This is a genomic window from Erythrobacter sp. S57(2025) (genome assembly GCF_057365055.1).
Window position 1 is genome coordinate 706,400 of the sequence record NZ_CP200299.1, and the last position, 23,196, is coordinate 729,595.

The window sequence follows — 23,196 nt, forward strand, 5'->3', positions numbered from 1 at the left end:
TTACTCGGTTTCGAGCCGCGCGCCGACGCGTCGCAGCGCGGCTTCGACATCGGGCCAAGCGGTTGAATCCAGCTTGTTGCCGTTGAGGATGAATGTCGGCGTTTGCGTGATGCCAAGCTCATCGGCTTGCGAAGATGAGTTGTTGGCGATGCTCTCGATCACGCTGGTATCGGCGAGGCAAGAACGTTGCTGATCAGCTGAAAGGCCGCGTGCGGCGAAAAAGTCAGTAAGGCCAGCGGCATTGGCAATCGCGATAAAGCGCTGATCGGTGGGCAGGTTGCCAGCGGCTTCGTAAGCGGCGCCGTTTTGCTGGACGGCGGCAAAGGTGGCGTTGAGGTTTTCCCATGCCTGATCCGAGAGGACCTGCATGTTTTCCTTCGCCCCGCAGCGCACAAGCGTCGCGATGGTGAGGTCAATCGGGTCACGTACAAGATTACGTTGTTCAAAGCTGACCACGCCGGTCGCGACATATTCCTTGATCCCCGGCTTACCGGTCGCCGCAAAGTTCGCGCAGCCACCGCAAGTGTGGGAGGCATATTCGACCAATTTCACAGGCGCATCGGGATTGCCGAGAATATAGCCGTCTTCCTCGCTGATCGTTACCGTTTGCGACCAGTTGGTGCCCTCAGGCGCAGGGATCGCAGCGATTGCGTCGCTTTCAGCTGGGCCATCACCACCACAAGCGGCCAAAGCCAACGCCAATGGAGCGGCGAGTGAAAGTTTGAAAAAGGTGCGGGTCGATTTCATGGTCATATATTCCTTGAGGACATGAACTATAGTGATGCGCTGCCTGATCGGAAGCGAGTTAAGCATGCGCTTGTGCACAAATGTGTCGATACTGTGAAAAACGTGCCGATTACCGCCTTAAAATGCCGTTTCAGGGTCGGGTTTGGGCCGAAAACGCTCTGCGAGCACGGGGTAAAGCCCGTTCCAAGAATGCACATTCTCTAAAGAAGCGCCGTCCATTGCGAAGCTGGGCGTTGCTGGAATTGCGAATTCGGCGTGGTCTGCGCGTGCATTCGCGATCAAAGCGCGGGCGGCATTATCGTTTGATAGGCAAGTGTTGATCTCAGCGCGCGATGCTCCGCGCGTCGCCAGCATATCATCGAAATCGAGCGCGGCGGCCATGCTGATGCGGGATGCCCTGTCAGCGCGCTGCCACAGCGCCTGCTGCGATTGCGGCGCGCTTTGCACTTTGGCGAGCCAAGTGGATTGGCGCATCAGGAACATGCGGTGCCGGTCTTTGAACTTGTCTTCTCCGCCGCAGGCCACCAGCATGGAGATGGTAAGGTCAATCGGATTGCGGATCACCGGGCGCACTTCAACATTCATATGACCGGGCGCGAGCAAAGCCAGGTCAAGCGCCCCTTCGCCCTCGCGCGCAAATGCGGCGCAGGCGCTGCAAGTATAGCTGATAAATTCAATCAGGCTTGCTTCAGCTTCGGGATTGCCGATCCGATACCCGCGATCTGTGCGCTCCACTCTGGCTTGCCACATGCCTCCGCCGGTCCCTTCGAAGGAACTGCGCGGGTCGGAAAGCTGGTTTTCGCTGTTCTGCGCGTTGGCAGGCATCGCCAATGCAGCAAGCACGGCCAAGCCTGCGGAAATTGCGGTCTTCACTCGGTATCCTTTTCCTCATCATCAAAACTACGCGCGAGCGATTCAAGCACGGTGCGCAGTTCTGGATCGCCAATATCGCGCAAGCTATCTCCCAATTCCATCGGGATCGGTTTGAGCGAAGGCGGTGGTTTGGCTTTCTCCGTAGCGTCCGGCGGCTTAACCACGCCTTGCCGGATTTTCGCGCGCGCTACGGCCTTATAGCCGAAGAACCTGTTCACGCGTTCGAGGATTTCGGGGATCACTTGCTGGATCAGCGGTGCGTGTGCGGGCGTCACAACCAATTGCAAAATGCCGTCTGATTTCTCGCCGGGCGGAAATCGGATCGCCTCTGGCATGCAGACGCGCGAGTGGGTGGGGCCGACAATTTCGGGCCAGCGGGTGACGACTGAGCTTTGCACAAAACCAAATCTGCGAAACGCGGTGCGGCCAATGTCGGGCATCAAATCGCCCACAGCCTTTGCCCCTCGACCGCGCGGGCGTTCGTATGGCCGTGCGACCTTACGTTTTTTCGGGCCTTTTGCCCCGCCGCTTTTGGTGCTGTCACTTCCCATCTCGCCGCCAGCCATGCCATAGGCTCCGCGTGACCGCCAGCATATCTAACACTCTGCTCCACTGGTACGATGCCCACGCACGCGAATTGCCGTGGCGCAATCCGCCCGGTTCGACTGCGCCCACAGATGAGGCCTGGCCCTACCGCGTGTGGTTGTCAGAAGTGATGTTGCAGCAGACGACTGTGGCGGCGGTGAAGCCCTATTTTGAGAAATTCACCCGCATCTGGCCCACTGTTTTCGATCTCGCAGCGGCGAGCGAGGATGACGTCATGGCGGCGTGGGCAGGGCTGGGATATTATTCACGCGCTCGCAATCTGGTGAAGTGCGCGCGCGAAGTGGCGGCGCGCGGCGGTTTTCCTGAGACTGAAGCGGAATTGCTCAAACTACCGGGACTGGGCGCTTACACAGCGGCAGCGATTGCGGCGATTGCCTTTCAAAAGCGCGCGGTGGTGGTCGATGCCAATGTTGAGCGTGTTGTGGCGCGACTGTTCGCGATTGAGGAGCCACTGCCCAGCGCACGCAAAGCAATCCGGGTGAGAGCGGAGGAGATTACTCCGCAGGCACGCTCCGGTGATTTTGCGCAAGGTTTGATGGATCTGGGCAGTTCGATCTGCACCAGCAAATCGCCGCGCTGCTTGCTGTGTCCGCTTTCGGATGTCTGCGAGGGGCGCAAAATGGGGGAGCCCGAGCGCTTGCCCGTCAAACCTCCCAAAAAGGCTAAGCCTGAGCGCAAAGGCACCGCGTTCTGGATTGAGCGCGATGGCAAGGTGTGGCTCGTGACGAGGCCGGGCGAGGGGATGCTGGGCGGAATGCGCAGCCTGCCAGATGATGGCTGGAGCGCGCGTGCGGATGGCTCAGGCGAAGTGCCGTTTGCAGGTGAGACCGAAGGACTAGGCGCGGTACGCCATACCTTCACTCACGCGCATCTTACGCTGCGAGTCTTACGGGTAAGTCCATCCAGTCACCCGTCCGGTAAGGACAAAGGGGAGTGGTGGCCTGTTGAGCGGATTGACGATGCAGGCCTCCCGACGCTTTTCGCAAAGGCCGCGCGGCTGGCGCTGGCTCAGCGTTAGATCACTCCGCCGCCCAGAGTCAGGCGAACTGCGGCGATCAGCAGTACAATCAGGCAGAAATTGCGCCCACCATTGCTAGAGGACAGCGCGCCAAAGATAATGCCGATCACGATCAGCGGTAGCGCGAGCCAGTTGCCCCAGCCCAGAAAGGGGATGGTTGAGGGGATGACGATGACGAGGCTGATTAGCCCGAACAGATATGCAAGTAGATTTCCCATGTGTGTTACATAGGTACTACAGCAAGGCAGTTCAAGTCCCACCTTACATAAAGGAGGCCTATAAATGGCAATCGGTCCTTTTTCGGTACGCAATTGACGGTTCATCCCCGCTCCCCCAAAAAGCGCGCAACAAAAAACAGAATCCCCTTTGGAGAGAATTTGATGGCCTACCGCAATTTCGACGAAACTGTCCTGTCGCGTCGCACCCTGTTTCGCGGCGGTGCCTACGCGGCGGCGGGCGCAACACTTGCCAGCCTTCCATTTGGCGGCCTTCCCTTCGGTAGCCAGCTGCTCGCCCATGACGTTAGCGAAGCATGGCCCAATGTTGCGGCGATGGCGAAAAAGTTCGTTGATGAGCGCAAAGTCGCAAACCTCTTCCTGACATTTGGCAAGGGCCAAGAGGACCACGCGCACACGGTGGGTGGGGGCACATTGTCGCTGACCAGCGAAACTCAGGTCGATGAAAATACGCTTTATCGCATCTATTCAATGACCAAGCCGATCACCGGCATGGCGATAATGATGCTGATTGATGAAGGTCTGCTCGCGCTTGATCAACCGCTCTACGATGTATTGCCAGCCTACCGTGATATGCAGGTTCTGGTTGATCCCGAGGGGGCGCTCGATCAAACGGTGCCTGCGGAAAGCCCCATTACAATGCGCCAATTGCTCACGCACACAGCGGGCATTGGCTATTCGATCGTTTCGAAGGGACCGCTGCTCGATGCCTATAACGAAAATGGCATTGTCGGTGGACGGGTGAGCCGCATGACCATTCCCGGCTTCCCACCGGTAACCCCTGCGCCGGGTCTTGAAGTTTGGGCAGACCGGCTTGCGACCTTGCCGCTGATGTATCAGCCGGGCTCGAAGTGGAGCTATTCGAACTCCATTGACTTGCTTGGCCGCGTCATTGAAGTCGCCTCTGGAATGGAATTCGAAGCGTTCCTGAAAACGCGCTTTTTCGAGCCGCTGGGCATGAACAGCACTTGGATGACCGTTCCTGAGAGCGAGAAGCACCGCCTGACCGACAATTACGGCGTGCTGCTCGGCAATTCGCTGCCGATCGATCCGGCGGCGAATTCGATCTATCTCGATGAACCAAAAGTGCCATCAGGCGGCGGCGGGCTTGTGTCCACGCCTAAGGATTATGACCGCTTCCTGCGTATGCTGCTGGGCTATGGAAAGCTTGGCAATGAGCGGGTGATGGGCGAATTGGCGGTGCGCGTTGGTGTTTCCAACCTGCTGCCTGAAACCGCCGATATGCGCGGCACTTGGATGGAAGGTCAGGGCCACGGCGCTGGCGGTCGTTCGCAGGACGGATCGTTTGGCTGGGGCGGTGCGGCTGGTACGCTGGGCGCGATCGATTACAAACTCGGCATGCGCACCGCGCTTTGGACGCAATATATGCCGACCGATGCCTATCCGATCCGCGATGAGTATATGGCGGCCCTCGAAGCTGACCTTACCGCCATGCGGGACCGCAGCGGGGTCTGATGTCAGCATCACCGAAGATAGCCTTTTCAGGCTCACCGATAGACCGGGCTGACAATATCCGGGTGGACCGGGATGCACTGGGCGCGCTGATGAATTGGCGCGCCAAGGTTCTGATGCTAGACGGCCTGCTGCCGCAGATTGACGATGCGGGCGGGCTGATCTGGGGCACGCTCGCTGATGTCTCTGAGGATACCGAATTGGTGTTCCTGGGCCTGCTCGAAGAAAAAGCGTGCTTTGCGCCTGTTCCCAAAAGTGTTGACGGAGACGGGCCCGCCAATCCGCGCTCTTGGCAAGTGATGCATTTGCTTCGGCCAGAGGAATTGGCGATTTACGGCGGCGCACGCAGTTTGGTGGATTGGCATGCACGCCACCAATTCTGTGCCAAGTGCGGCGGATACACTAGAGTTGCGAAAGGCGGCTGGCAGCGCTCGTGCGAGGCGTGCGGCGCTGAACATTTCCCGCGCACCGATCCAGTCACCATCATGCTGGTTGAGTGCGAAGGCAAATTGCTTCTAGGCCGTCAGCCGCGCTTTCCGCCAAAAATCTATTCCGCGCTCGCTGGCTTTGTTGAACCGGGCGAAACCATCGAAGAGGCGGTCGCGCGCGAGATTTGGGAAGAGGCGGGCGTGAAAGCACATTCGGTTGAGTATATCGCCAGCCAGCCTTGGCCCTTTCCCAGCCAGCTGATGATCGGGTGTTATTCGCTCGCCGATGATCCTGAATTGACCATCGACAAAACCGAGCTCGACGATGCACGCTGGTTCACCCGCGAAGAGTTGGAAGATGCCCGCAATGCTGGTCCGCAAGGCAATGAGCAGCTGATCTTCCCGCAGAAATTCGCGATTGCCCATCAACTTGTGACTTGGTGGCTCGACAAATGACCGATCCCGCGCCCGAACAGCTGACTATCGACATCTACTCTGACGTCGTGTGCCCGTGGTGCGCGATCGGATATGGTCAGCTGACACAAGCTTTGGGCGAATTGGAAGGCGAGATCGAGGCGCAAATCCGCTGGCGTCCGTTCGAGCTTAATCCCGATATGCCTCAGCAAGGCGAGGAGCAGGAAGCGCATTTGCAGCGCAAATATGGCCGCTCTGCTGAAGACGGCGCGAAAGTGCGTGGGCAGATGAAAGCGGTTGCGCAGAATGCTGGGGTTTCATTGACGTTCGAGGGGGAGGGTGAGCCTCCCGCCGCGATGATGTGGAACACGCGCGATTGCCACAAGCTGCTCGGCTTTGCGTTGGAAGAGGCTGGGCCGCAGGTGCAAACCGCGCTGAAACTGGCTTTGTTCAAGGCGCATTTCAATCACCGCAAAAGCCTCGCGGATCGTGACACGCTGCTCGATATTGCGGCGGGTGTAGGCCTCCACCGTCAAGCTGCCAAAGCCGCGCTTGAAGACGAACAGCTCGAAGCGCGCGTTCTCGCTGAAGAGCAGCAAGCTTGGGATTTGAATATCTCGGGCGTGCCAGCGATGATCATCAACGGCAAATTTATGGTGCCGGGCGCTCAAGGGCAGGAAACCTATGTCAACGTGCTGCGCCGCGTGGTTGAGAAGAGCAGGGCGGCTGCCACTTGAGTGAGTATTCGCCCCAAACGGCCGTCGTAACGGGAGGCGCGTCGGGCATTGGCCTTGCGCTTGCTAAGAGACTGGTCGCACTCGGTGCCAATGTTATCGTCGCGGATTTGCCCGGTGCAAGATTAGACCGTGCGGGCGCACTCGAAGGCATCACCGCGCTGCCATGCGATGTTGCTGACTACGCGCAGGTTGAGGCTCTTGCCGACGCCGCCTTCGATACATTTGAAACCGTCGATCTGGTGATCAACAATGCAGGCCAAGGCGGCGTGCATGGCAAGATGTGGGAGGTCGACACCGACGCTGCCCGCGCGCATTTTGATGTGAATTATTGGGGTATCTGGAACGGCTGCAAAGCCTTTGCCCCGCGTCTGATCGCGCAAGAAACGCAAAGCGCGATTTACAACACTGGCAGCGAAAACAGCTGGTTTTGCGCGGTCAAGCAATCCGCCGCTTATATCGCAGCCAAACACGCGGTGCTGGGTATGACAGAGAACCTGCGCACTGACTTACCACCCCATGTTCATGCGGGTCTGATCGTGCCGGGATGGGTCTTCACACCCTTGGGGCCAGAGCAGTTTATGAAATTCGGCATGGATGTGGATGACTATGTGAGAACGATCCTGCCGCAAATCCTTTTGCGCCGCCGTTTCGTAGTTAGCCATGGATATAATCAAGTGCGCATTGCCGAACGGATGGATGAGCTGTCCGAAAGCTATGCGCAGTTTGCCCTGCCAGCTGAAGAAGATGCCAAGCATGATGTGCAATTGGTGATGGCTGAGCTAAAACGGGCAGCCCAAGAACAGGGCTAGAGAGTAAAAGGGCTGAAAAGCTCAGAGGAAAAGAGGGGCCAAAATGAAGAGCATCATCGTCTTCATCATCGTCACAATCGTCGCATTCGCATTCGGCATATTTGCTGGCGTAAACAGCGTTGAGGTCTGGAACCATTCCGCATTTTTCCTTTGCGTGGTGCTGGCCATGGTGATCAACTGGGTCGCCTTTCTCCCTTCCGCGGTGGCCAAGTCGGACAAGTTTTATGACACGATTGGCGCGGTTACATACACCTCGGTCACATTGTTTGCCTGCTGGGCGGCCTATTCGACGCTCGGCTCGCTCGACACGCGCGCACTCGTGATTGCAGGCATGGTCATCATCTGGTGCATTCGGCTGGGCAGTTTTCTCTTCATTCGCATCCACGCCATGGGCGGCACTGATAGCCGCTTTGAAAAGATCAAGACCAACCCTGCGCGCTTCCTCGTTGCATGGACTTTGCAAGGGTTATGGGTGGTGCTCACCGCGTCTGCCGCACTCGCAGCCATAACCGCCAGAGAGCCTGTCGCCATCGGCGCCTTTTTCTGGATCGGGGCGTTGATTTGGGTGATCGGTATCGCATTTGAAGCGGTCGCGGATGCGCAAAAGAGTGCGTTCAAAAATGACCCCGACAATAAGGGTGACTTTATCAATACCGGCCTGTGGCGTTGGTCGCGGCACCCCAATTACTTCGGCGAAATTACGCTGTGGACCGGCATTCTCATCATGGCGATCCCGGTGCTTTCGGGCCTATCTTGGCTGGTCGTTATCTCGCCGATCTTTGTCTATCTGCTGCTGACCCGGATCAGCGGCGTGAACCTCCAAAACGAGCAGGCAAAAGAGCGCTGGGGCGATGATCCTGAGTACCAAAAGTACCGCGAGAACACGCCCGCCTTGATCCCGCGCCCGCCAAAGGGTTAAGAGTGTCGCGGGATCAATCGTCGCACGCTTGTTTAGACAAGCCCTTGAAAAGGAACATTCCCATGACCTCGACCCGCTTTCTCGCCGCCACACCTTTGATCGCCCTTTTGGCAGCTTGTGGAGGTGAGACGAGTGACGCGGGCGGCGGTGAAACGGCACCGCCGGCGGGCGATGTGCCTGCCGAAATCGAACAGCGGCAGGACAATTTCGAAGGGATCGGCGACAGCTTCAAATTGATCCGTGAAGAGCTTGAAACCGATGGGCCAGACATGATGGCCATCCAAAATGCTGCGGCCGACATCAACACGCGGCTGCAGCGTTTGCCGGACCTCTTCCCTGAAGGCACCAGCATGGAGGCGGGCTATGACACAGAAGCACTCGCCGCGATTTGGGAAGATCCCGATGGCTTTGCCGAAGCGACCGAAAATGCGATCGCCAAGAGCGAAGAAATGATGGCAGCCGCTGCCACAGGCGATCCTGCTGCGGTTGGCGAACAGGTTGGCAATCTGGGCATGAATGGCTGCAAGGCCTGCCACGACAAATTCCGCGTCGACGACGATTAATCGGGCAGGGCGCTAGCTCATGGCCCGAAAAACCCATTCAGTAAGCATCTGGGATTGGCCTGTGCGGATCACGCATTGGTCATTCGTGGTGCTGCTGCCCGCAATGTACTTCACTGCCGACAATTCGGCATGGGGTTGGCATATGCGGCTGGGCCATGTGCTGCTCGCGCTGCTGATTTTCAGGGTGATCTGGGGCTTTATCGGCACCGAAACCGCGCGCTTTGGTAGCTTTGTGAAGGGCCCAGCGAGTGTTTGGCGATACCTCACGGGCAAAGAGGAGCATCATATCGGCCACAACCCGCTGGGCGCGCTGGCAGTGCTCGCGCTGCTCGGCCTTACTTTCACGCAAGTGGCCATGGGGCTATTCGCCGGAGACCCCTTTGATGGAGCCACCGGACCACTCAACCCCCTCGTGGGCGTAAGCACCGCCGACACGCTCACCGACACGCATGAATGGTTCTACTACGTCGTCTTCGGCATGGTCCTGCTGCACATCACCGCCGTCGCCATTTACGCTGGCGCAAAACTGCAAAACCTTGTTGGACCCATGGTAATAGGCAAGGGAGAGGTGGCTGAGGATGTCGGGGGGAACACCGCGACGCCGCTGCGTAACTTGGTGAGTGCGGTGGTGGTGGCGATTGGGATTACGCTTTGGGTCTATGCCGGGGCGCCCGGCCTGGGGTGAGACTGCAAAATATGCCGGATCACCTTGCGAATAACTTAGCTCAATGAGCTGTCGCCATGCATGGTATTCTTCACAAGACTCCGGTTCACAATCAGCCACCAGATCATTCCTGAGGTCAATCCACCGATAAGGAAGGGAAACGCTGCAAACAGGTGTTCTAGCGTAATCTGCGCGTTGCCCGTCGAATAAAACGTGGTCAGGACCACAAAGCCTAAGCACAAACCAAAAGCACCAATTGAGCTTAGTGTGAGCTGTGCAAAGAGACCGGTTCTATGTCCTCTTTGAAGCCAAATCAGTTTTGGCCATTCAACTAAAACACCCAGAATAATTGCCATAGGAAGAGCTAAGAGGGCTCCATAAAGCGCGATGACCAAGGTCAACTGTAGCCAGCTCGAAACTGCCGCGACCGAGAATGCGGTACTCCCACTCTCACCAAGTTTATACACTACGCCGAAGCCAAACGAGAAAAGCAACGGTGTGAGAAGTCCGGTCAGTATGACCGCAATGGCTGATCGCAAAAGAAGACGCATGCCAACCCTTCCGTCCCAGCATTCTATCGATACTCGGTTCTAAGTACAGTTAGTAAAAACTTCTCTACTGGTGCGGGTCAGGTGTGGTGAACAACATCACACTTCACCCTCAACCTCAGCCATAAGCCTTTGATCATTCACACAAGGTGCACATTTGATCGATAGTCTGTGAGAGCAATAAGGGGAGAGTGCATTATGATCGGTTCGGCCATTGCTTTGATTGCCAGCGCAGCGACAATGCCGTGTTCTGTTGAGGACGAACCGGACGGTCATCTGTCTGACGTTTGCGCTCCCGTGCTTGAAGGTGCTCCCGCCTATGGCGTCACTGTGCAAGGCAGTCTGATACCTCGGCCCGCCGCGCAGCAGGTCTTGATCTATCAGTTGGACGGCGAGTGGTTGATCCGCATCTCAGGCTATCGCTGGCAGTCGGGCACGTCGCAGGTCGAAACTCGCCGCACTGTTCTGCCGATCAGTGATGAGGACGCGCAAAGCCTGATCGAGCGGATGAATGATGGCGCTTTTGAGCGTCTCCAGAAATGGCCCTATTACGGGTCCGAAGATCGCATCTGCACTGATGGGTCACGCCACGAAGTTGCAAAGGCATCGGAAGGGACCGCCACCCGAGCCTCCCTGCACAGCTGCGGTCTTTATCACGAGATGCAAATCATCTCACGCCAGTTTCGCGAAGTGGCGATCAAATACGATCCAGAATTCGATGGCCTGTTACGAATGCTGAACCGCTGATTGGGGACGGGCTGGCCCTCAAATCAACCCAAGCCGCTCCAGCTTAGCCGCCATCTTGCCTGGCAGCGCGTCGCCGATGTCTTCGCCCTCGGCCAAGTCTCGGGGAGGATCGCCCTTGAGGTAGCGCCAGCCTTGGTGGGCGCGTTTGGGGCGGGGGTCTACGCGGACGAGCTTGGGTTCCAGCTCGATCAGCCAGCGCCCATCATCGCCTTGGGTAAAGCCCAAGATTTCCGATCGCGCGACGATAGAGTGTTGGTGGATCCAATAGAGCGATCCGCCGATGCATTGCTCCCATTTGGTGGGCCGATATTTGGTCGTCAGATAGGGGGCGCGCGTGTTGCCGCGATACCAGCTTTCCAATTCGGCATAGGACTTCGCGCCATAGGCGATTTTTGTAAGGTGAAGGGGCATAGCTTCAATGTAGCGCGCCCGCGCGCCACCTCAACCCAGTGGCGCCAATCCAGCCACAACTGCGAGGCCCAGGAACGCGAAAAAGCCCATACTGTCGGTGATCATGGTCACAAACACGCTTGAGGCGACGGCGGGGTCTTGGTCGAGGCGTTCAAAGATCACCGGCACCAGCACACCTGCAAGCCCCGCCACCGCAATATTGATCACCATGGCGAGCGAAATCACAACGCCCATCATCGGGCTGAATAGCAAGGCTGCGGCAATTCCGATCAGCACCGCAATCGTCACGCCGTTGAGCATAGCCACGCGCAATTCGCGCCACACGATCCGCCAAGTGTTCGCACGGGTCAGCTGATTGGTCGCAATCGCGCGCACGGCCACCGCCATCGTTTGTGTGCCCGCATTGCCGCCAATGCTTGCGACGATCGGCATCAGCACGGCAAGCGCCACCAATTGCTCAATCGCTGCGCCGAAGAATGCGATGATGAGCGAGGCCACCACCGCTGTGCCAAGGTTCGCAACCAGCCAGCGAACGCGGCTTGAGTAAGCTTCGCGAATAGGCTCGTTAATGTCGCCATCGCCTGCACCTGAAAGCAGCAGCGCATCCTCGCCTGCCTCTTCGGAGATGATGTGCACGATGTCATCCACCGTCATCTGGCCGACCAAACGCCCGCTCTCATCCACCACGGCGGCAGAGATCAGCGCGTATTTCTGGAACATCAACGCGACCTCTTCCTGATCCATGGTGACGGGGATCAAGGTCTGGTCGCGTTTCATCACATCGGTCAGCTTGATTGTGCGCGGGCTGGTGAGGATCCAGTTGAGCGAGCACGTGCCCACCGGATGATAGCCTGCATCAATCACGAACACTTCGAAGAAATCGTGCTCCAGATCGCCCTCTTCGCGCAGGTAATCGATCAGATCGCCCACCGTCAGATGCTCTGGCACCGCCATAAAGTGGCGGTTCATCAGGCGGCCTGCGGTCTCCTCGGGATAGGCGAGCGCGCTTTCAACCGCGGCCTGAGTCTCAGGCTCCAGCTCGGCGATAATCGCCTTTTGGTCATCTTCGTCGAGGTCTTCGAGCAGCTGGACCGCATCATCGGTCTCTAGTTCCTCGGCGATGGTCGCAACGTCCGCCGGAGCGAGCGCCTCCATCATCAGCTCGCGCACGTGGTCATTCAATTCGGCGACCACTTCGGCGCTCATCAAATCGGTGATGGCAGCGGCAAAGGTTTCGCGCGTCTCTTCGTCGAAAAGCTCGAGCAAATCGGCGATGTCAGCGGGGTGAAGCGGCTCGACCAGCTCGTAAACCGCGCCCGTATCGCCGCGATCCAGCGCTTCGCGCACTTTGCCAACAAAGGAGCGTTTTAGCCGGTTCTCCTCGTCATGGCGCTCATCATCGATCCGGTCATCCGGGCGCACTTCATCTTCAGCGGCGTCTGCCACCAAAGTGTCCTCTTCAAATGCGCTCTCGTCGATCATGGGGGAGGGGTTAAGTATCGCAATTGCGAAAAGCAAGCGGGTGACAGACGCGCATCAACTGCTAGTAGTGCGATCAAACACTTCAGGAGAATCCACACATGGCCGATAAACTCACTTTCACGCTCGACACTGGCGATGGCGAAGGCAAAGATGTTGTCATCAAACTGCGCCCTGATCTGGCACCGGGTCACGTTGAGCGGATCACTGAGCTTGCAGGCGAAGGCTTTTACGATGGCGTGGTGTTCCACCGCGTAATCAACGGCTTTATGGCCCAAGGCGGCGACCCAACCGGCACCGGCATGGGCGGCAGTGAAAAGCCTGACTTGAAAGCGGAATTCAACGCAGAGCCGCACGTCGAAGGCACCTGCTCAATGGCGCGTTCGCAAATGCCAGACAGCGCAAACAGCCAGTTCTTCATCTGCTTCGAAGACGCGCACTTCCTCGACGGTCAATACACCGTCTGGGGCCAAGTCGAGAGCGGCATGGAACACGTCCACGCTTTGCCAAAAGGCGAGCCACCTGCGCAGCCGGGCAAGATTGTGAAAGCTACGGTTGGTTAGCTCAAGCTCGGATCATAAAGTTTGATTTTGCGGCGCTCGTTATCAGAGAATTGATACGTGCGCCGCAGCTTTAGGTTCTCTTTTGAGCCGTCGCTTGGATCGCATTCGACGGCGATCTCAATATAAGGCGGGGGGTTCTTTGAACATAGTATAAAGTCTCTTTTCCCAGAATCCGCATCCCGATTGGTCGACGTCAAAGTGAGGTTTAGCGGAAACTCAGACCGGCAACTACCTCGACCGTGCAATTGCGAGTGCTTCCCACCAAGTCCAATTGACCCACGAAATTCGACAAGACCAATTCTTGAAGAGTTTACGACCTTGATTTTGTCAGTTCTCATCGGATGATCCGCGCGGTTTCTTATCGTCACCGTCAACTTGCAACCATTACCGTACTCATCGCAACGGAGGAAAACGGTAGGTTGGCGCAGTTGCTGTTGATCTTTGTATATTTTCCAAGTTACGAAAACTGTCAGTCCAGTAAAGACCGCGATTAGGGCAGTGACTATGTTGTTGAAAGCAGTCCAATCCATGATCATAGAATAGTCCGAAACACAGGATTAGGACAGCTGTTAAATATGACTAAAACAACGGCTTTGATTAGCTTGGTGCTACTTTTAAGCGGATGCACCACATTCCCCGACATCTCCCAATCGCGCTCCCCCTGCCGCAGTGAACCCGGCGGTTGGTGCGGGTTTGTGCGGGAGGCGGCTGTGGACGCTTATCCTTACGCCATCGCTGCGACCAACGCCTACACAGGCGATGATGATCTGTTTGAGGATTTGGGCAGCACACTCGCGCCGATAGAGCGCTTGCCGATTGACGAAGACGATGCGGATAAGGGCTTTGGCTATGAGCTGTTTGAGCAATTCTCCTCCAATAGCTTTCCAGACCAAGAAGACCCGCAAGTTATCGCTCGCATCCTCGCTTTTCGCGGCACCGATTTCGACGGGTTCACCGACATATTCTACGGCACGCTGCGTAATGATCAGATCGACATTGCGGTAGAGACATACGAGGCTGAAGCCGCGCGGTTTGACGATGACATTCCGTGGATCGTGGTCGGCCACTCGCTGGGCGGGGCGCTCGCCACTGAAGTCTCGATCAAATACCCTCAAGTGCGCGCCTATATGTTCAACACCTCGCCCTTTTACGGCGGGGAGGATATGGCGAACGACATGCGCCGCACCGTCTTTAACGAACGCGGAGAGCTATTGCGCCGCTTTGCCCGCTTTGACGAAGCACCCGCCGCCGATGTCTTCACGCTCAATTGCAGGCCGCAGAGCAGCACCTTCACAAAGCACAGCATTCGATTGCTCGCGAATTGCCTGACATGGATCGCCGCCTATGAGAGCGAGGATGCGTTTGCGGTGGTGCAGGCGCATGAGATGTCAGAGATGCCGATCCGAAAGCCGATGGTGGAATGCGGACCAGCCGACAAGGTGCATCCGGGCGTGCGTTATCGCCAGATCGAACCATGCGTGCATCAGGCGCGCCCCGACACGGATGATTGAACTCCGTCTTTGAACGATGTGATTGAATAGGGCGCCACATACGGCTAGAGCGCGCGGCGTTATGGCCGTGCAAACCCCTCCCAAAACGCCCGCTGGCGAAGCTCCTAAAACCTACCGCGTCAAAAGCTTTGGCTGCCAGATGAACGTCTATGATGGCGAACGGATGGGCGAATTGCTCGATGAAAAAGGTCTGTCGCCTGCGCCCGAGGGTGAGGATGCGGACTTGGTCGTGCTCAACACCTGCCATATTCGCGAGAAAGCGGCGGAGAAGATTTACTCCGATATTGGCCGCCTGACGAAAGGCAAAACGCAGAAGAAAGCGCCGATGATCGCGGTGGCGGGCTGTGTTGCTCAGGCAGAGGGCGAGGAGATCATGACCCGCGCGCCTGCCGTGTCGATGGTCGTCGGCCCGCAAGCCTATCACCGTCTGCCCGATATGCTCGACAATGCGGTGAAGGGTAAGCGCTCTACTGACACCGATATGCCAGCCATTGCGAAATTTGGCGCGCTGCCGCAACGCAAGCGCAAATCACCAACGGCGTTTCTGACGGTGCAAGAGGGGTGCGACAAGTTCTGCACCTATTGCGTGGTGCCTTACACGCGTGGCGCTGAAATCTCACGTCCCTACAGCGACCTGCTGGGCGAAGCTCGCAAATTAATCGAAGCGGGCGCTCGCGAAATTACTCTGCTTGGCCAGAATGTGAATGCTTGGGGCGGTGAGGACGAAGCGGGCCGCGCGATCGGCCTTGCAGGCCTGATCCGCAACATTGCCAAGCTCGATGGGGTGGAGCGCATTCGCTACACGACGAGCCATCCAAACGATATGGAAGACGATCTGATCGCCGCGCATGGCGAGGTCGACAAGCTGATGCCATATCTCCATCTCCCGGTGCAATCGGGCAATGACCGCGTGCTCAAAGCGATGAACCGCGCGCATACGGCGGAGAGCTATTTGCGTTTGCTCGAACGCTTCCGTGAAGCGCGCCCTGATATCGCGCTGTCGGGTGACTTTATCGTCGGCTTCCCCGGAGAGACTGACGCGGAGTTTGAGGATACGCTGAGGCTGGTGGATGAAGTCCGTTACAGCCAAGCTTTCTCGTTCAAATACTCCCCGCGTCCCGGCACGCCCGCCGCTACTATGGAGAACCAGCTGCCGCGTGATGTGATGGATGACCGGCTCCAGCGCCTGCAAGCGCGCCTTAACCGCGATCAGCGCGCGTTTAACGATGGCTGCGTTGGCAAGACCTGCGACGTGCTGGTTGAGCGCAAAGGCAAGCTCGACGGCCAATGGCTGGGCAAATCCCCATGGCTCAACAGCGTGTGGTTTCAGGGCGAGGCTGCGATTGGCGATATCGTGCGCGCTGAGATTGTTGAAGCGGGACCAAACTCGCTTGAAGGGAAACTGCGCGAATTGGTAAAGGCGTGACCGTCTCGGCCTAAGGCATCGTAATTATTGTCGTGAAGTCTTGGTCGACAGGCTCGGCGGGCGGGACAGTTGGGTTGGAAGCATAGGCGCCATCATTCCACGGGACTTTGGCTAAAGAATAGTCGATGCCGCCACCGCCGACGCTCACGGCAAGATCGCGCCAGCCATCAGTTTCGCTCGTGAATACGCCTATCGGTAGACGCGTGATCGTCAATCGACCAATGAGCAACGGGTCATCATCGTCATTGCGAAAAATCAGCAATGGACATCCCCCGCTGCCGCACATGCCGGGGCCTGTCACGAATACGAGCCATTCATCCTCGCCATCACCGTTCAGGTCGCTAGTCCCTGCGCGGTAATTGATTTCGGAGGAAAAGGGGAACTCGCTTTTGACCATGTCAAACATCGGGTCGGGGATGGTGGGCGAATCATCAATCGGGACTTCAACCGTGCCCGTGGTCGACCCACTGCAAGCCGATAGCAAAGCTGCACCAGCAATCGTCATGAGGCCAAGTCGAAACATACGATAGGATTAAGGACATTATAGGCGAGTATCAATTGCCAGACTGTCTACCGCTACTCGGCTCAACGCATCTTGCTATTGGGCAATCATTGATCACCCTCCCAGCCTAAGGCAGTACTCGCCGAAGCGGGGCCGAATTCACTGCGCGGTGAAACGTGCGAGAAACTAGCGATCAAAGCCTAAGCTTCGCTGCTCAATCCTCAGCGTTATAAGCTGCAGCCACACGATCGGCGAGGCGCGGTCCAGGGGCGTTGGGCCGCATTGAATAGAGCGCGGTCAAGTATGCCCGGTCGAAGCGCGTCAGCATTCTGACTCCGGTTTCTTCCGGAAAGGGTGCGGTAATGCTGGAGGGCATGGGTGTTTCACCATCAAGCGGGATGAGACCCGGCGCCATCAGCCGCATCATGGCGTAATCGGCGAGCCGATTAATCTCCATCCCTTCGACGATTTCGCCGTCGAGAATGATCGCCGCGTTGACCACCGCCCGGCTGTAAGCCAGCGTGGAACGGCTCGGCCAATTGTTGATGTTGATTTGCGCCCCTGAGGTCATGACTCCACCCACAACCTCATCGCCAGGGATCGCATTGTTGCTGACGCCGGGGCGCCCACCTTTGTCGTAGTCGCGTTCATTGTGCCAGACGATCACGCGCGCGCCCGATGCAACCTGCTCGCGCACACGATCCTTCTGATTAGAGGGAAGAAGCGCCGGTACATCATTAATTATCTGCTCCACCAGCGCAGCCGGCTCGTCATGGATCAGTATCAGCGCGTTCGCTCTGCAATCATCGCCATTATTGCCGACTCCGATTTCGAGCGCGTTTTCGTAGATGCGTTCGCGCACGTATTCGTTGCCCGCGCTGTTCAGTCCGCGCACTGACAGGCACAACGCGTCGAAATAGCGTGTCGCGGGCCGGTCAAGGCGATGGGTGGATGCTAGCCGCTGCACCAGTTCGCGCACGGCTTCGGGCTCCACCGGCGTTTCGCCTTCAACAATGATGGTGGATTCTTGCGCCGCCGCTGGCTGAGCGAGGGTCATGCAGGCCAGCGCTGAACAGGCCAGAATTGAAGCAGTTTTCGCCGATAGACTTATATTGAACTCTCCCTAGCTGGAGCTCTCGTAGCGGAGGATATCATCTGTCCACATATGTGCCAAATCGCGTGACGGATGAGTGACTTTCCACCGCTACTCGGCAGTCTGCATCTTGCCATCAGGCAAAGAGCGCTTACCCTTCCGACTCGAACACAACGCCCGAGAAGGAACCTGCCTCACCCCTATGGCCAGTAAAAACTCCAGCAAGATCGACCCCGCCGCTTTGCCAAGCGCGATCAATTCTAACGAAGCCGCAAAGGCGAAAGCTGAGCTGAGCTTTGAAAATCAGTCGCTTTTGGGAGCGCTGTTTGGGCAGTTTGATGCCAATCTGGTGCAGGTGGAAAACAGGCTCGGCGTCTATATTCATGCGCGCGGTGACAAGATCCTGATCGAAGGGCCTCAGGACGCGGTGGCTCGGGCGCGCGATACTCTCAACACGATGTATGATCGGCTGGCGCAGGGTCAGGACCTGACCTCTGGCGCGATTGAAGCGCTGATTGCGATGTCGAATGAGCCGACGCTTGAAGGGATTATCAGCGGCGAAAAGGAAGAGCCGCCGATTATGATCCGCACGCGGCGCAAGACGATTGTGCCGCGCTCCGCCACGCAGATCACCTATATGCGCAGCCTTGTTCGCGACGATATCATCTTTGCGCTGGGGCCTGCGGGAACGGGTAAGACCTATCTCGCAGTGGCTCAGGCGGTGGCGCAATTGGTGTCTGGCAGCGTCCAGCGGCTGATCCTGTCGCGCCCTGCGGTGGAGGCGGGCGAGAAGCTCGGCTTCCTGCCCGGCGACATGAAGGACAAGGTCGATCCTTATCTGCGCCCGCTCTACGATGCGCTGTATGATTGCATGCCTCCAGAACAGGTGGAGCGCCGGATTGCCTCAGGGGAGATTGAGATCGCTCCCATAGCCTTTATGCGCGGTCGTACTCTGGCGGATGCTTTCGTGATCTTGGACGAAGCGCAAAACACGACGCGCGAGCAGATGAAGATGTTCCTCACCCGCTTTGGCCAGAACAGCCGGATGGTGATCTGTGGAGACCCGCGTCAGGTCGACATTCCCGGCGGTGACCGGATGAGCGGGCTGGCCGATGCGGTTGATAAGCTGGAACATACGGACGGCTTTGGCACGATCCGCTTCACCGCCGCCGACGTTGTCCGCCACCCAATCGTTGGGCGTATTGTCGAGGCTTATGAGGGGGAAGGCTAAGGGGACTGATCGCCTTCCCCGCTCATCTGGCGTCAAACTTGCGGTTTGAGCCAGTAAAACTCGAAGCTCTCCACCCCTGATGTGAAGAACCGGCTGCTGGCTCGGTAGTCAGGCAATTGCTGCAGCTGGGCAAAGCCATCGGCGCTTTCCCATTCGACGATGGTCACTTGGCCCGGCCTGATCCGGGGTGAGCTGTGCGCTTCGAAATCGGGGCGGATCATTTTGTACATGAAACGGCCACCGGCGCGCTGCAGTGGCGCTTCGATCTCCGCTATATAACGTTGATAATCGGTGGGGTTGTCGAGTGTGAACCATGCGACAACGACGGTGTAGTGCTTTGAACTGTCAAACACGAGGCGGGTGTCTTCTTCGACCACGTCGCTGTAGATTTTTAGCTCATCCCAGCCATCGGGCCGCGTTGCCTTGATCGCTGGCCATTCGGGGGTGGCTTCGAATTCAGCAACGGCGTCTTCGTTTGGCCATGCGAAGAATGCAAAGGCGCCGGGCTGATAGCTGCTGACCACATTAGACTGCACCTGCAATTGGCCGAGTGGTCGAAAGCCGAACCGTGATGCAATTGGAAATGCGGTTTGTGCATAGGTTCGCCGCGCATCGCCTGCATCGGCTCGCTCTTCAGGCGCGATCACCTGCAAGACTTCGCCTTTCTTCAGCTCGATCACCAGCTGGCCGCTTTCCTCTTGCGCGGCGGTAGAGGAATTGTCCTGAGCCAAGGCCGCAGGAATAGTGGTGGTGACGGCTGCCAGAAGACTAGCGGAGAGCAGGGCCGCTTTCATTCGCAATTTCATAATCGTCCTTTCGGAGGAGGAGGCTTGGTATGAAATCAAACCAATATCGCCGAATTTTGCGAAGTCGCGGCTAGATTTGGGCGTTCATTGGTGCAAAAACGTTCCAATGGATGATTGGGATGATTACCGCCTTGTCTTGGCACTTGCCCGCCAAGGAACTTTGCGCAGCGCCGCCGATACGCTCGGCCTGACGCACACCACCGTCTCGCGCCGATTGGCCGTGTTGGAACGTGCACGCGGCGTCTTGTTTGAAAAGGGCAGGGCCGGATACCGCCCCACGCCGCTGGGCATGGCATTGATCGACGTGGCAGAGGGGATGGAGCGGCTAACGCACACCGCCACTCGCCTGCAAAAGGCGCATGACAGCGATCTGGCGGGGGAGGTCAAATTGTCTTTGCCAGAACCCATTGCGCAATATCTCCTCACCCAAGATCTGCTGGAGTTTTGCGAGCTCTATCCCGAGATCACGCTGCGGGTGGAGACCGATATCCGCTATGTTGATCTGGATCGGTCAGAGGCGGATGTGGTGGTGCGCGGGGCGCAGCATCCGCCCGATCATTTGGTCGGCAGGCGGCTGTTTCCCTTTAGCGTCACCTATTATGCGGATCGCGATTATCTGGCCAAGACGCCGCGCGACAAATTGCGCTGGATCACACCGAATGCAGGTGGGGAGGGGCCAGACTGGCTGCCGCATTCGCCTTTCCCTGATGCGCCGATTGCGATCACAATTGACGATATCGTGACGCGCCATCGCGCTTTGGTTCAGGGATTGGGGCTAAGCCGGGGGGCGTGCTTTATGGCCGATCCGGAACCCAATCTCGTCCGGCTGACTGACGAAGAGCCAGTGCCACAGCAGGATATCTGGGTGCTCACTCATCCCGATTTACGCCAAATCCCCCGCATTCGTGTGGTGATGGAATTCATCGCGGCGGCCATGCTGAAAAAGCGCGATTTGGTGATGGGCGATGCCGAAAACGCCGGTTAAGGCTTGCCGCCTGTCAGGTGCGCGCAGCTGTTGTAATAAAATTACCACAAGCCAAACCGCCCCTTTGTCGCTATAGGGCCGCCAACAGGCGAAAATGGCAAGGGCCATCCGCCTTTATGAGTTGAGCGGAAAAAGCGCGCAATTCTCGCATTTTTCCCGCGCCAACTGGCCCCTTACTCAAGCGAAATATTATGTCTTTTGAAACCCTTCCTCCCATTCTTGGAGAGGCCTTGGCCGAACGCGGCTATACCGAACCTACACCTGTTCAAGCGGCCGCGATTGGCCCTGATGCAGCCGGGCGCGACCTTATCGTTTCGGCGCAAACTGGATCGGGTAAGACCGTGGCGTTTGGCCTCGCGCTCGCGCCTGAACTGCTAGGCGAAATCCGCGGTACGCCTTTGACCGAGCAGCCGCTGGCGCTGGTCATTGCCCCCACACGTGAACTCGCGCTTCAGGTGAGCCGTGAGCTGGGCTGGCTTTACGCCAAATCGGGCCTGCGCATCGCGACCTGTGTTGGCGGAATGGATGCGAGCAAGGAGCGCCGCGCCCTTCGCTCCGGCCCCGCCATTGTCGTGGGTACGCCGGGCCGTTTGCGCGACCATCTGGAGCGCGGCGCGCTCGACCTATCCGCGCTTGTCGGCGTGGTTCTGGATGAAGCGGACGAAATGCTCGACATGGGCTTCCGCGATGATCTGGAAGAGATCCTGGACGCAACGCCCGATCAACGCCGCACGCTGCTGTTTTCCGCCACGATGCCGCCCGCCATTGTGCGGCTGGCTCAGCGTTATCAGTCCGACGCTTTGCAGCTTTCGCTGGTGGGCAAGGATCGCGGGCATGGCGATATCAGCTATCAGGCGATCACGATTGCCCCGTCCGAGGTCGAAAACGCGGTGGTCAATCTGCTGCGCTTTCATGAGGCCGAATCCGCGATTTGTTTCTGCGCCACGCGTGACAGCGTAAGGCGCCTGCACGCCACGCTGCAAAATCGCGGCTTTGGTGTGGTGGCCTTGTCGGGCGAGCACTCGCAGTCTGAGCGCAACCAAGCCCTTCAAGCGATGCGCGACCGCCGTGCCCGCGTTTGCGTTGCCACCGATGTTGCTGCGCGCGGGCTGGATTTGCCTTCGCTCAGCCTCGTGATCCATGTCGATACGCCGCGCGATGTTGAGACTTTGCAGCACCGCTCTGGGCGTACTGGGCGCGCTGGTAAGAAGGGTACAGCGGCCATCATCGTGCCGTATAACCGCCAGAAACGCGTCGACCGGATGCTGCGCGGCGCCAAGATCGAGGCCGAATGGCTGGGCGCGCCCACTCGTGAAGAGATCCGTAAGCAGGACCGCTCGCGCTTGATGGAAAAGCTGACCACGCCTGCGACCTATGAGGATGATGACCGCGAGCTGGCCAAAGAGCTGATGGAAAAGCTGCCAGCCGAAGACATCGCAGCCGCTCTGGTCGCTGCACACCGCGCAAAAATGCCGCAACCCGAGGAGCTTCTTGCCAACACGCCAGAGGCACGCGACAAGGCGAAGGCCGAACGCCACCGGCCCGGATTTGAAGACGTCGTGTGGTTCAAAATGGGCATTGGCCGCAAACAAAGCGCAGAACCGCGCTGGCTGCTGCCGCTGATCTGTCGGCGTGGGCATATCACCCGCAATGAAATCGGCGCGATCCGCATCGGACCCGATGAAAGCTGGTTCCAGGTGCCCCGCGCCATCGCGGCCAAGGTTTCCGAAACCCTGCAAACCACGGCGTCCAAAGATGACGACCAAGACGCGATCCCGATTGAAGAAAGCGCTGAAGGCCCCCGCATGGAAGCGCGCAACAATCGCAAGCGCGGAGACTTCAATGGTCGCTCCGGTGGTGGAGGCGACGGCAGAGTGCGAGCCAAACCCTTTGGAAAGGGCGGCGGCAAGCCTGACTTTAAAGGCAAACGCGATAGGCCCGGGCGGGACCGGGACGATGCTGGCAGAGGCAGCCCGAAGAAATCCTATGGCGGCAAGCCTGCGGGCGGCCGCTACGAAGGCAACCCTTTCGAAGATAGCCGCGATAAAGGTGGTCGATCAGATAGTGGCCGCTCCGAGGGCTATAAGTCAGGCGGCGGCAAGCCTAGTGGTAGCAAGCCCAGTGGCGGCAAGCCATGGGAAGGCAAATCCAAAGGCGGCAAACCTTTTGGCGGCAAGCCCAAGCCCGGCGGCAAAAACAAACGCCCCGGCAAGGACAAAGGCAAACCGAAAGGCAAAGTGGGAAGCAAACCCTCTGGACCCAAGCAGTAGGTTTGAGGCGCGCCAGTTTAATCGGCAATATTTCGAGTGGCTACAAAACCGCCACGTCGTCACCGGCTTGTTTCGGCGGTCTCGTCTGAGTTTTGAGTGGCCGAGTTTGGGGTGGAAGCGGATGGTCAGCTTTTAGT

At 58.0% G+C, this 23,196-nt stretch carries 25 protein-coding genes; 15 read left to right on the top strand and 10 right to left on the bottom strand.

Features of this window, described 5'->3' with window-relative positions:
- The 3 genes from AC0V6N_RS03275 to AC0V6N_RS03285 are packed head-to-tail and all read right to left on the bottom strand — an operon-like array spanning nt 1 to nt 2,186.
- Nucleotides 1-813 (bottom strand): thioredoxin domain-containing protein, encoded by an 813-nt coding sequence (locus tag AC0V6N_RS03275; protein ID WP_486170163.1) that lies wholly within the window; start codon nt 811-813, stop codon nt 1-3.
- A gap of 51 nt (nt 814-864) precedes the next feature.
- Nucleotides 865-1,620 (bottom strand): thioredoxin domain-containing protein, encoded by a 756-nt coding sequence (locus AC0V6N_RS03280; protein WP_486170164.1) that lies wholly within the window; start codon nt 1,618-1,620, stop codon nt 865-867.
- Nucleotides 1,617-2,186 carry a DUF721 domain-containing protein gene (locus AC0V6N_RS03285; RefSeq protein ID WP_486170165.1) on the bottom strand — a complete coding sequence of 190 codons (570 nt, stop codon included), beginning with the start codon at nt 2,184-2,186 and terminating at the stop codon, nt 1,617-1,619. The genes AC0V6N_RS03280 and AC0V6N_RS03285 overlap by 4 nt, the downstream gene beginning before the upstream one ends.
- A 14-nt stretch (nt 2,187-2,200) precedes the next feature.
- On the opposite strand from AC0V6N_RS03285, the gene AC0V6N_RS03290 reads away from it, so the two are divergent.
- The gene (locus AC0V6N_RS03290) at nt 2,201-3,244 is read left to right on the top strand and encodes an A/G-specific adenine glycosylase (RefSeq protein WP_486170166.1); all 1,044 of its coding nucleotides are present in this window, start codon (nt 2,201-2,203) and stop codon (nt 3,242-3,244) included.
- Here the strand turns inward: AC0V6N_RS03290 and AC0V6N_RS03295 are convergent.
- A complete protein-coding gene (locus AC0V6N_RS03295; RefSeq protein WP_486170167.1) occupies nt 3,241-3,462 on the bottom strand; it encodes a hypothetical protein in 222 nt (73 codons plus the stop codon). The genes AC0V6N_RS03290 and AC0V6N_RS03295 overlap by 4 nt on opposite strands.
- Nucleotides 3,463-3,624: 162 nt before the next feature.
- Here AC0V6N_RS03295 and AC0V6N_RS03300 point away from each other — a divergent pair, with 162 nt between their 5' ends.
- The 7 genes from AC0V6N_RS03300 (at nt 3,625) to AC0V6N_RS03330 (ending at nt 9,508) form a co-directional block, all read left to right on the top strand.
- The gene (locus tag AC0V6N_RS03300; RefSeq protein ID WP_486170168.1) at nt 3,625-4,956 is read left to right on the top strand and encodes a serine hydrolase domain-containing protein; all 1,332 of its coding nucleotides are present in this window, start codon (nt 3,625-3,627) and stop codon (nt 4,954-4,956) included.
- Nucleotides 4,956-5,837, top strand: coding sequence for an NAD(+) diphosphatase (gene nudC, locus AC0V6N_RS03305; RefSeq protein ID WP_486170169.1), 882 nt, complete (start codon nt 4,956-4,958; stop codon nt 5,835-5,837). The genes AC0V6N_RS03300 and nudC overlap by 1 nt, the downstream gene beginning before the upstream one ends.
- Nucleotides 5,834-6,532, top strand: coding sequence for a DsbA family oxidoreductase (locus AC0V6N_RS03310; RefSeq protein WP_486170170.1), 699 nt, complete (start codon nt 5,834-5,836; stop codon nt 6,530-6,532). The genes nudC and AC0V6N_RS03310 overlap by 4 nt, the downstream gene beginning before the upstream one ends.
- The gene (locus AC0V6N_RS03315) at nt 6,529-7,341 is read left to right on the top strand and encodes an SDR family NAD(P)-dependent oxidoreductase (RefSeq protein WP_486170171.1); all 813 of its coding nucleotides are present in this window, start codon (nt 6,529-6,531) and stop codon (nt 7,339-7,341) included. Before AC0V6N_RS03310 ends, AC0V6N_RS03315 begins: the two co-directional genes overlap by 4 nt.
- A 43-nt stretch (nt 7,342-7,384) precedes the next feature.
- Nucleotides 7,385-8,260, top strand: a complete 876-nt coding sequence (locus tag AC0V6N_RS03320; protein WP_486170172.1) for a DUF1295 domain-containing protein — start codon at nt 7,385-7,387, stop codon at nt 8,258-8,260.
- Nucleotides 8,261-8,322: 62 nt separating this feature from the next.
- Nucleotides 8,323-8,823: a c-type cytochrome gene (locus tag AC0V6N_RS03325; RefSeq protein ID WP_486170173.1), complete on the top strand. Its 501-nt coding sequence runs from the start codon at nt 8,323-8,325 to the stop codon at nt 8,821-8,823.
- Nucleotides 8,824-8,842: 19 nt separating this feature from the next.
- Complete coding sequence (locus AC0V6N_RS03330; RefSeq protein WP_486170174.1) at nt 8,843-9,508, top strand: cytochrome b/b6 domain-containing protein; 666 nt, start codon at nt 8,843-8,845, stop codon at nt 9,506-9,508.
- A gap of 35 nt (nt 9,509-9,543) precedes the next feature.
- Here the strand turns inward: AC0V6N_RS03330 and AC0V6N_RS03335 are convergent, their stop codons facing one another.
- The gene (locus AC0V6N_RS03335) at nt 9,544-10,038 is read right to left on the bottom strand and encodes a hypothetical protein (protein WP_486170175.1); all 495 of its coding nucleotides are present in this window, start codon (nt 10,036-10,038) and stop codon (nt 9,544-9,546) included.
- 195 nt (nt 10,039-10,233) lie between these two features.
- Here AC0V6N_RS03335 and AC0V6N_RS03340 point away from each other — a divergent pair, with 195 nt between their 5' ends.
- Complete coding sequence (locus AC0V6N_RS03340) at nt 10,234-10,782, top strand: hypothetical protein (protein ID WP_486170176.1); 549 nt, start codon at nt 10,234-10,236, stop codon at nt 10,780-10,782.
- An 18-nt stretch (nt 10,783-10,800) separates the two neighbouring features.
- Here the strand turns inward: AC0V6N_RS03340 and AC0V6N_RS03345 are convergent, their stop codons facing one another.
- Both AC0V6N_RS03345 and mgtE read right to left on the bottom strand, forming a co-directional pair.
- On the bottom strand, nt 10,801-11,193 hold the full coding sequence (locus tag AC0V6N_RS03345) for a DUF1489 family protein (RefSeq protein ID WP_486170177.1): 393 nt from the start codon (nt 11,191-11,193) through the stop codon (nt 10,801-10,803).
- A 30-nt stretch (nt 11,194-11,223) separates the two neighbouring features.
- Nucleotides 11,224-12,675, bottom strand: coding sequence for a magnesium transporter (mgtE, locus tag AC0V6N_RS03350; RefSeq protein WP_486170178.1), 1,452 nt, complete (start codon nt 12,673-12,675; stop codon nt 11,224-11,226).
- Nucleotides 12,676-12,773: 98 nt separating this feature from the next.
- On the opposite strand from mgtE, the gene AC0V6N_RS03355 reads away from it, so the two are divergent.
- The 3 genes from AC0V6N_RS03355 to miaB all read left to right on the top strand — a co-directional run bounded on the left by AC0V6N_RS03355 (nt 12,774) and on the right by miaB (nt 16,172).
- Nucleotides 12,774-13,235 (top strand): peptidylprolyl isomerase, encoded by a 462-nt coding sequence (locus AC0V6N_RS03355; protein WP_486170179.1) that lies wholly within the window; start codon nt 12,774-12,776, stop codon nt 13,233-13,235.
- A gap of 710 nt (nt 13,236-13,945) precedes the next feature.
- Nucleotides 13,946-14,746: an alpha/beta hydrolase family protein gene (locus tag AC0V6N_RS03360; protein WP_486170180.1), complete on the top strand. Its 801-nt coding sequence runs from the start codon at nt 13,946-13,948 to the stop codon at nt 14,744-14,746.
- A 61-nt stretch (nt 14,747-14,807) separates the two neighbouring features.
- Entirely contained in the window at nt 14,808-16,172 is a 1,365-nt protein-coding gene (gene miaB, locus AC0V6N_RS03365) for a tRNA (N6-isopentenyl adenosine(37)-C2)-methylthiotransferase MiaB (RefSeq protein ID WP_486170181.1), read from the top strand.
- 10 nt (nt 16,173-16,182) lie between these two features.
- Here miaB and AC0V6N_RS03370 read toward each other — a convergent pair whose 3' ends face one another.
- Both AC0V6N_RS03370 and AC0V6N_RS03375 read right to left on the bottom strand, forming a co-directional pair.
- Nucleotides 16,183-16,677, bottom strand: a complete 495-nt coding sequence (locus tag AC0V6N_RS03370) for a hypothetical protein (protein ID WP_486170182.1) — start codon at nt 16,675-16,677, stop codon at nt 16,183-16,185.
- Between the two features lie 211 nt (nt 16,678-16,888).
- On the bottom strand, nt 16,889-17,731 hold the full coding sequence (locus tag AC0V6N_RS03375) for a hypothetical protein (RefSeq protein ID WP_486170183.1): 843 nt from the start codon (nt 17,729-17,731) through the stop codon (nt 16,889-16,891).
- Between the two features lie 238 nt (nt 17,732-17,969).
- Here AC0V6N_RS03375 and AC0V6N_RS03380 point away from each other — a divergent pair, with 238 nt between their 5' ends.
- On the top strand, nt 17,970-18,998 hold the full coding sequence (locus AC0V6N_RS03380; protein WP_486170184.1) for a PhoH family protein: 1,029 nt from the start codon (nt 17,970-17,972) through the stop codon (nt 18,996-18,998).
- 32 nt (nt 18,999-19,030) lie between these two features.
- Here AC0V6N_RS03380 and AC0V6N_RS03385 read toward each other — a convergent pair whose 3' ends face one another.
- Nucleotides 19,031-19,804, bottom strand: coding sequence for a hypothetical protein (locus AC0V6N_RS03385; protein ID WP_486170185.1), 774 nt, complete (start codon nt 19,802-19,804; stop codon nt 19,031-19,033).
- Nucleotides 19,805-19,910: 106 nt separating this feature from the next.
- On the opposite strand from AC0V6N_RS03385, the gene AC0V6N_RS03390 reads away from it, so the two are divergent.
- Both AC0V6N_RS03390 and AC0V6N_RS03395 read left to right on the top strand, forming a co-directional pair.
- A complete protein-coding gene (locus tag AC0V6N_RS03390; protein WP_486170186.1) occupies nt 19,911-20,789 on the top strand; it encodes a LysR family transcriptional regulator in 879 nt (292 codons plus the stop codon).
- Nucleotides 20,790-20,980: 191 nt separating this feature from the next.
- Entirely contained in the window at nt 20,981-23,059 is a 2,079-nt protein-coding gene (locus AC0V6N_RS03395; RefSeq protein ID WP_486170187.1) for a DEAD/DEAH box helicase, read from the top strand.
- Nucleotides 23,060-23,196: the final 137 nt, after the last annotated feature.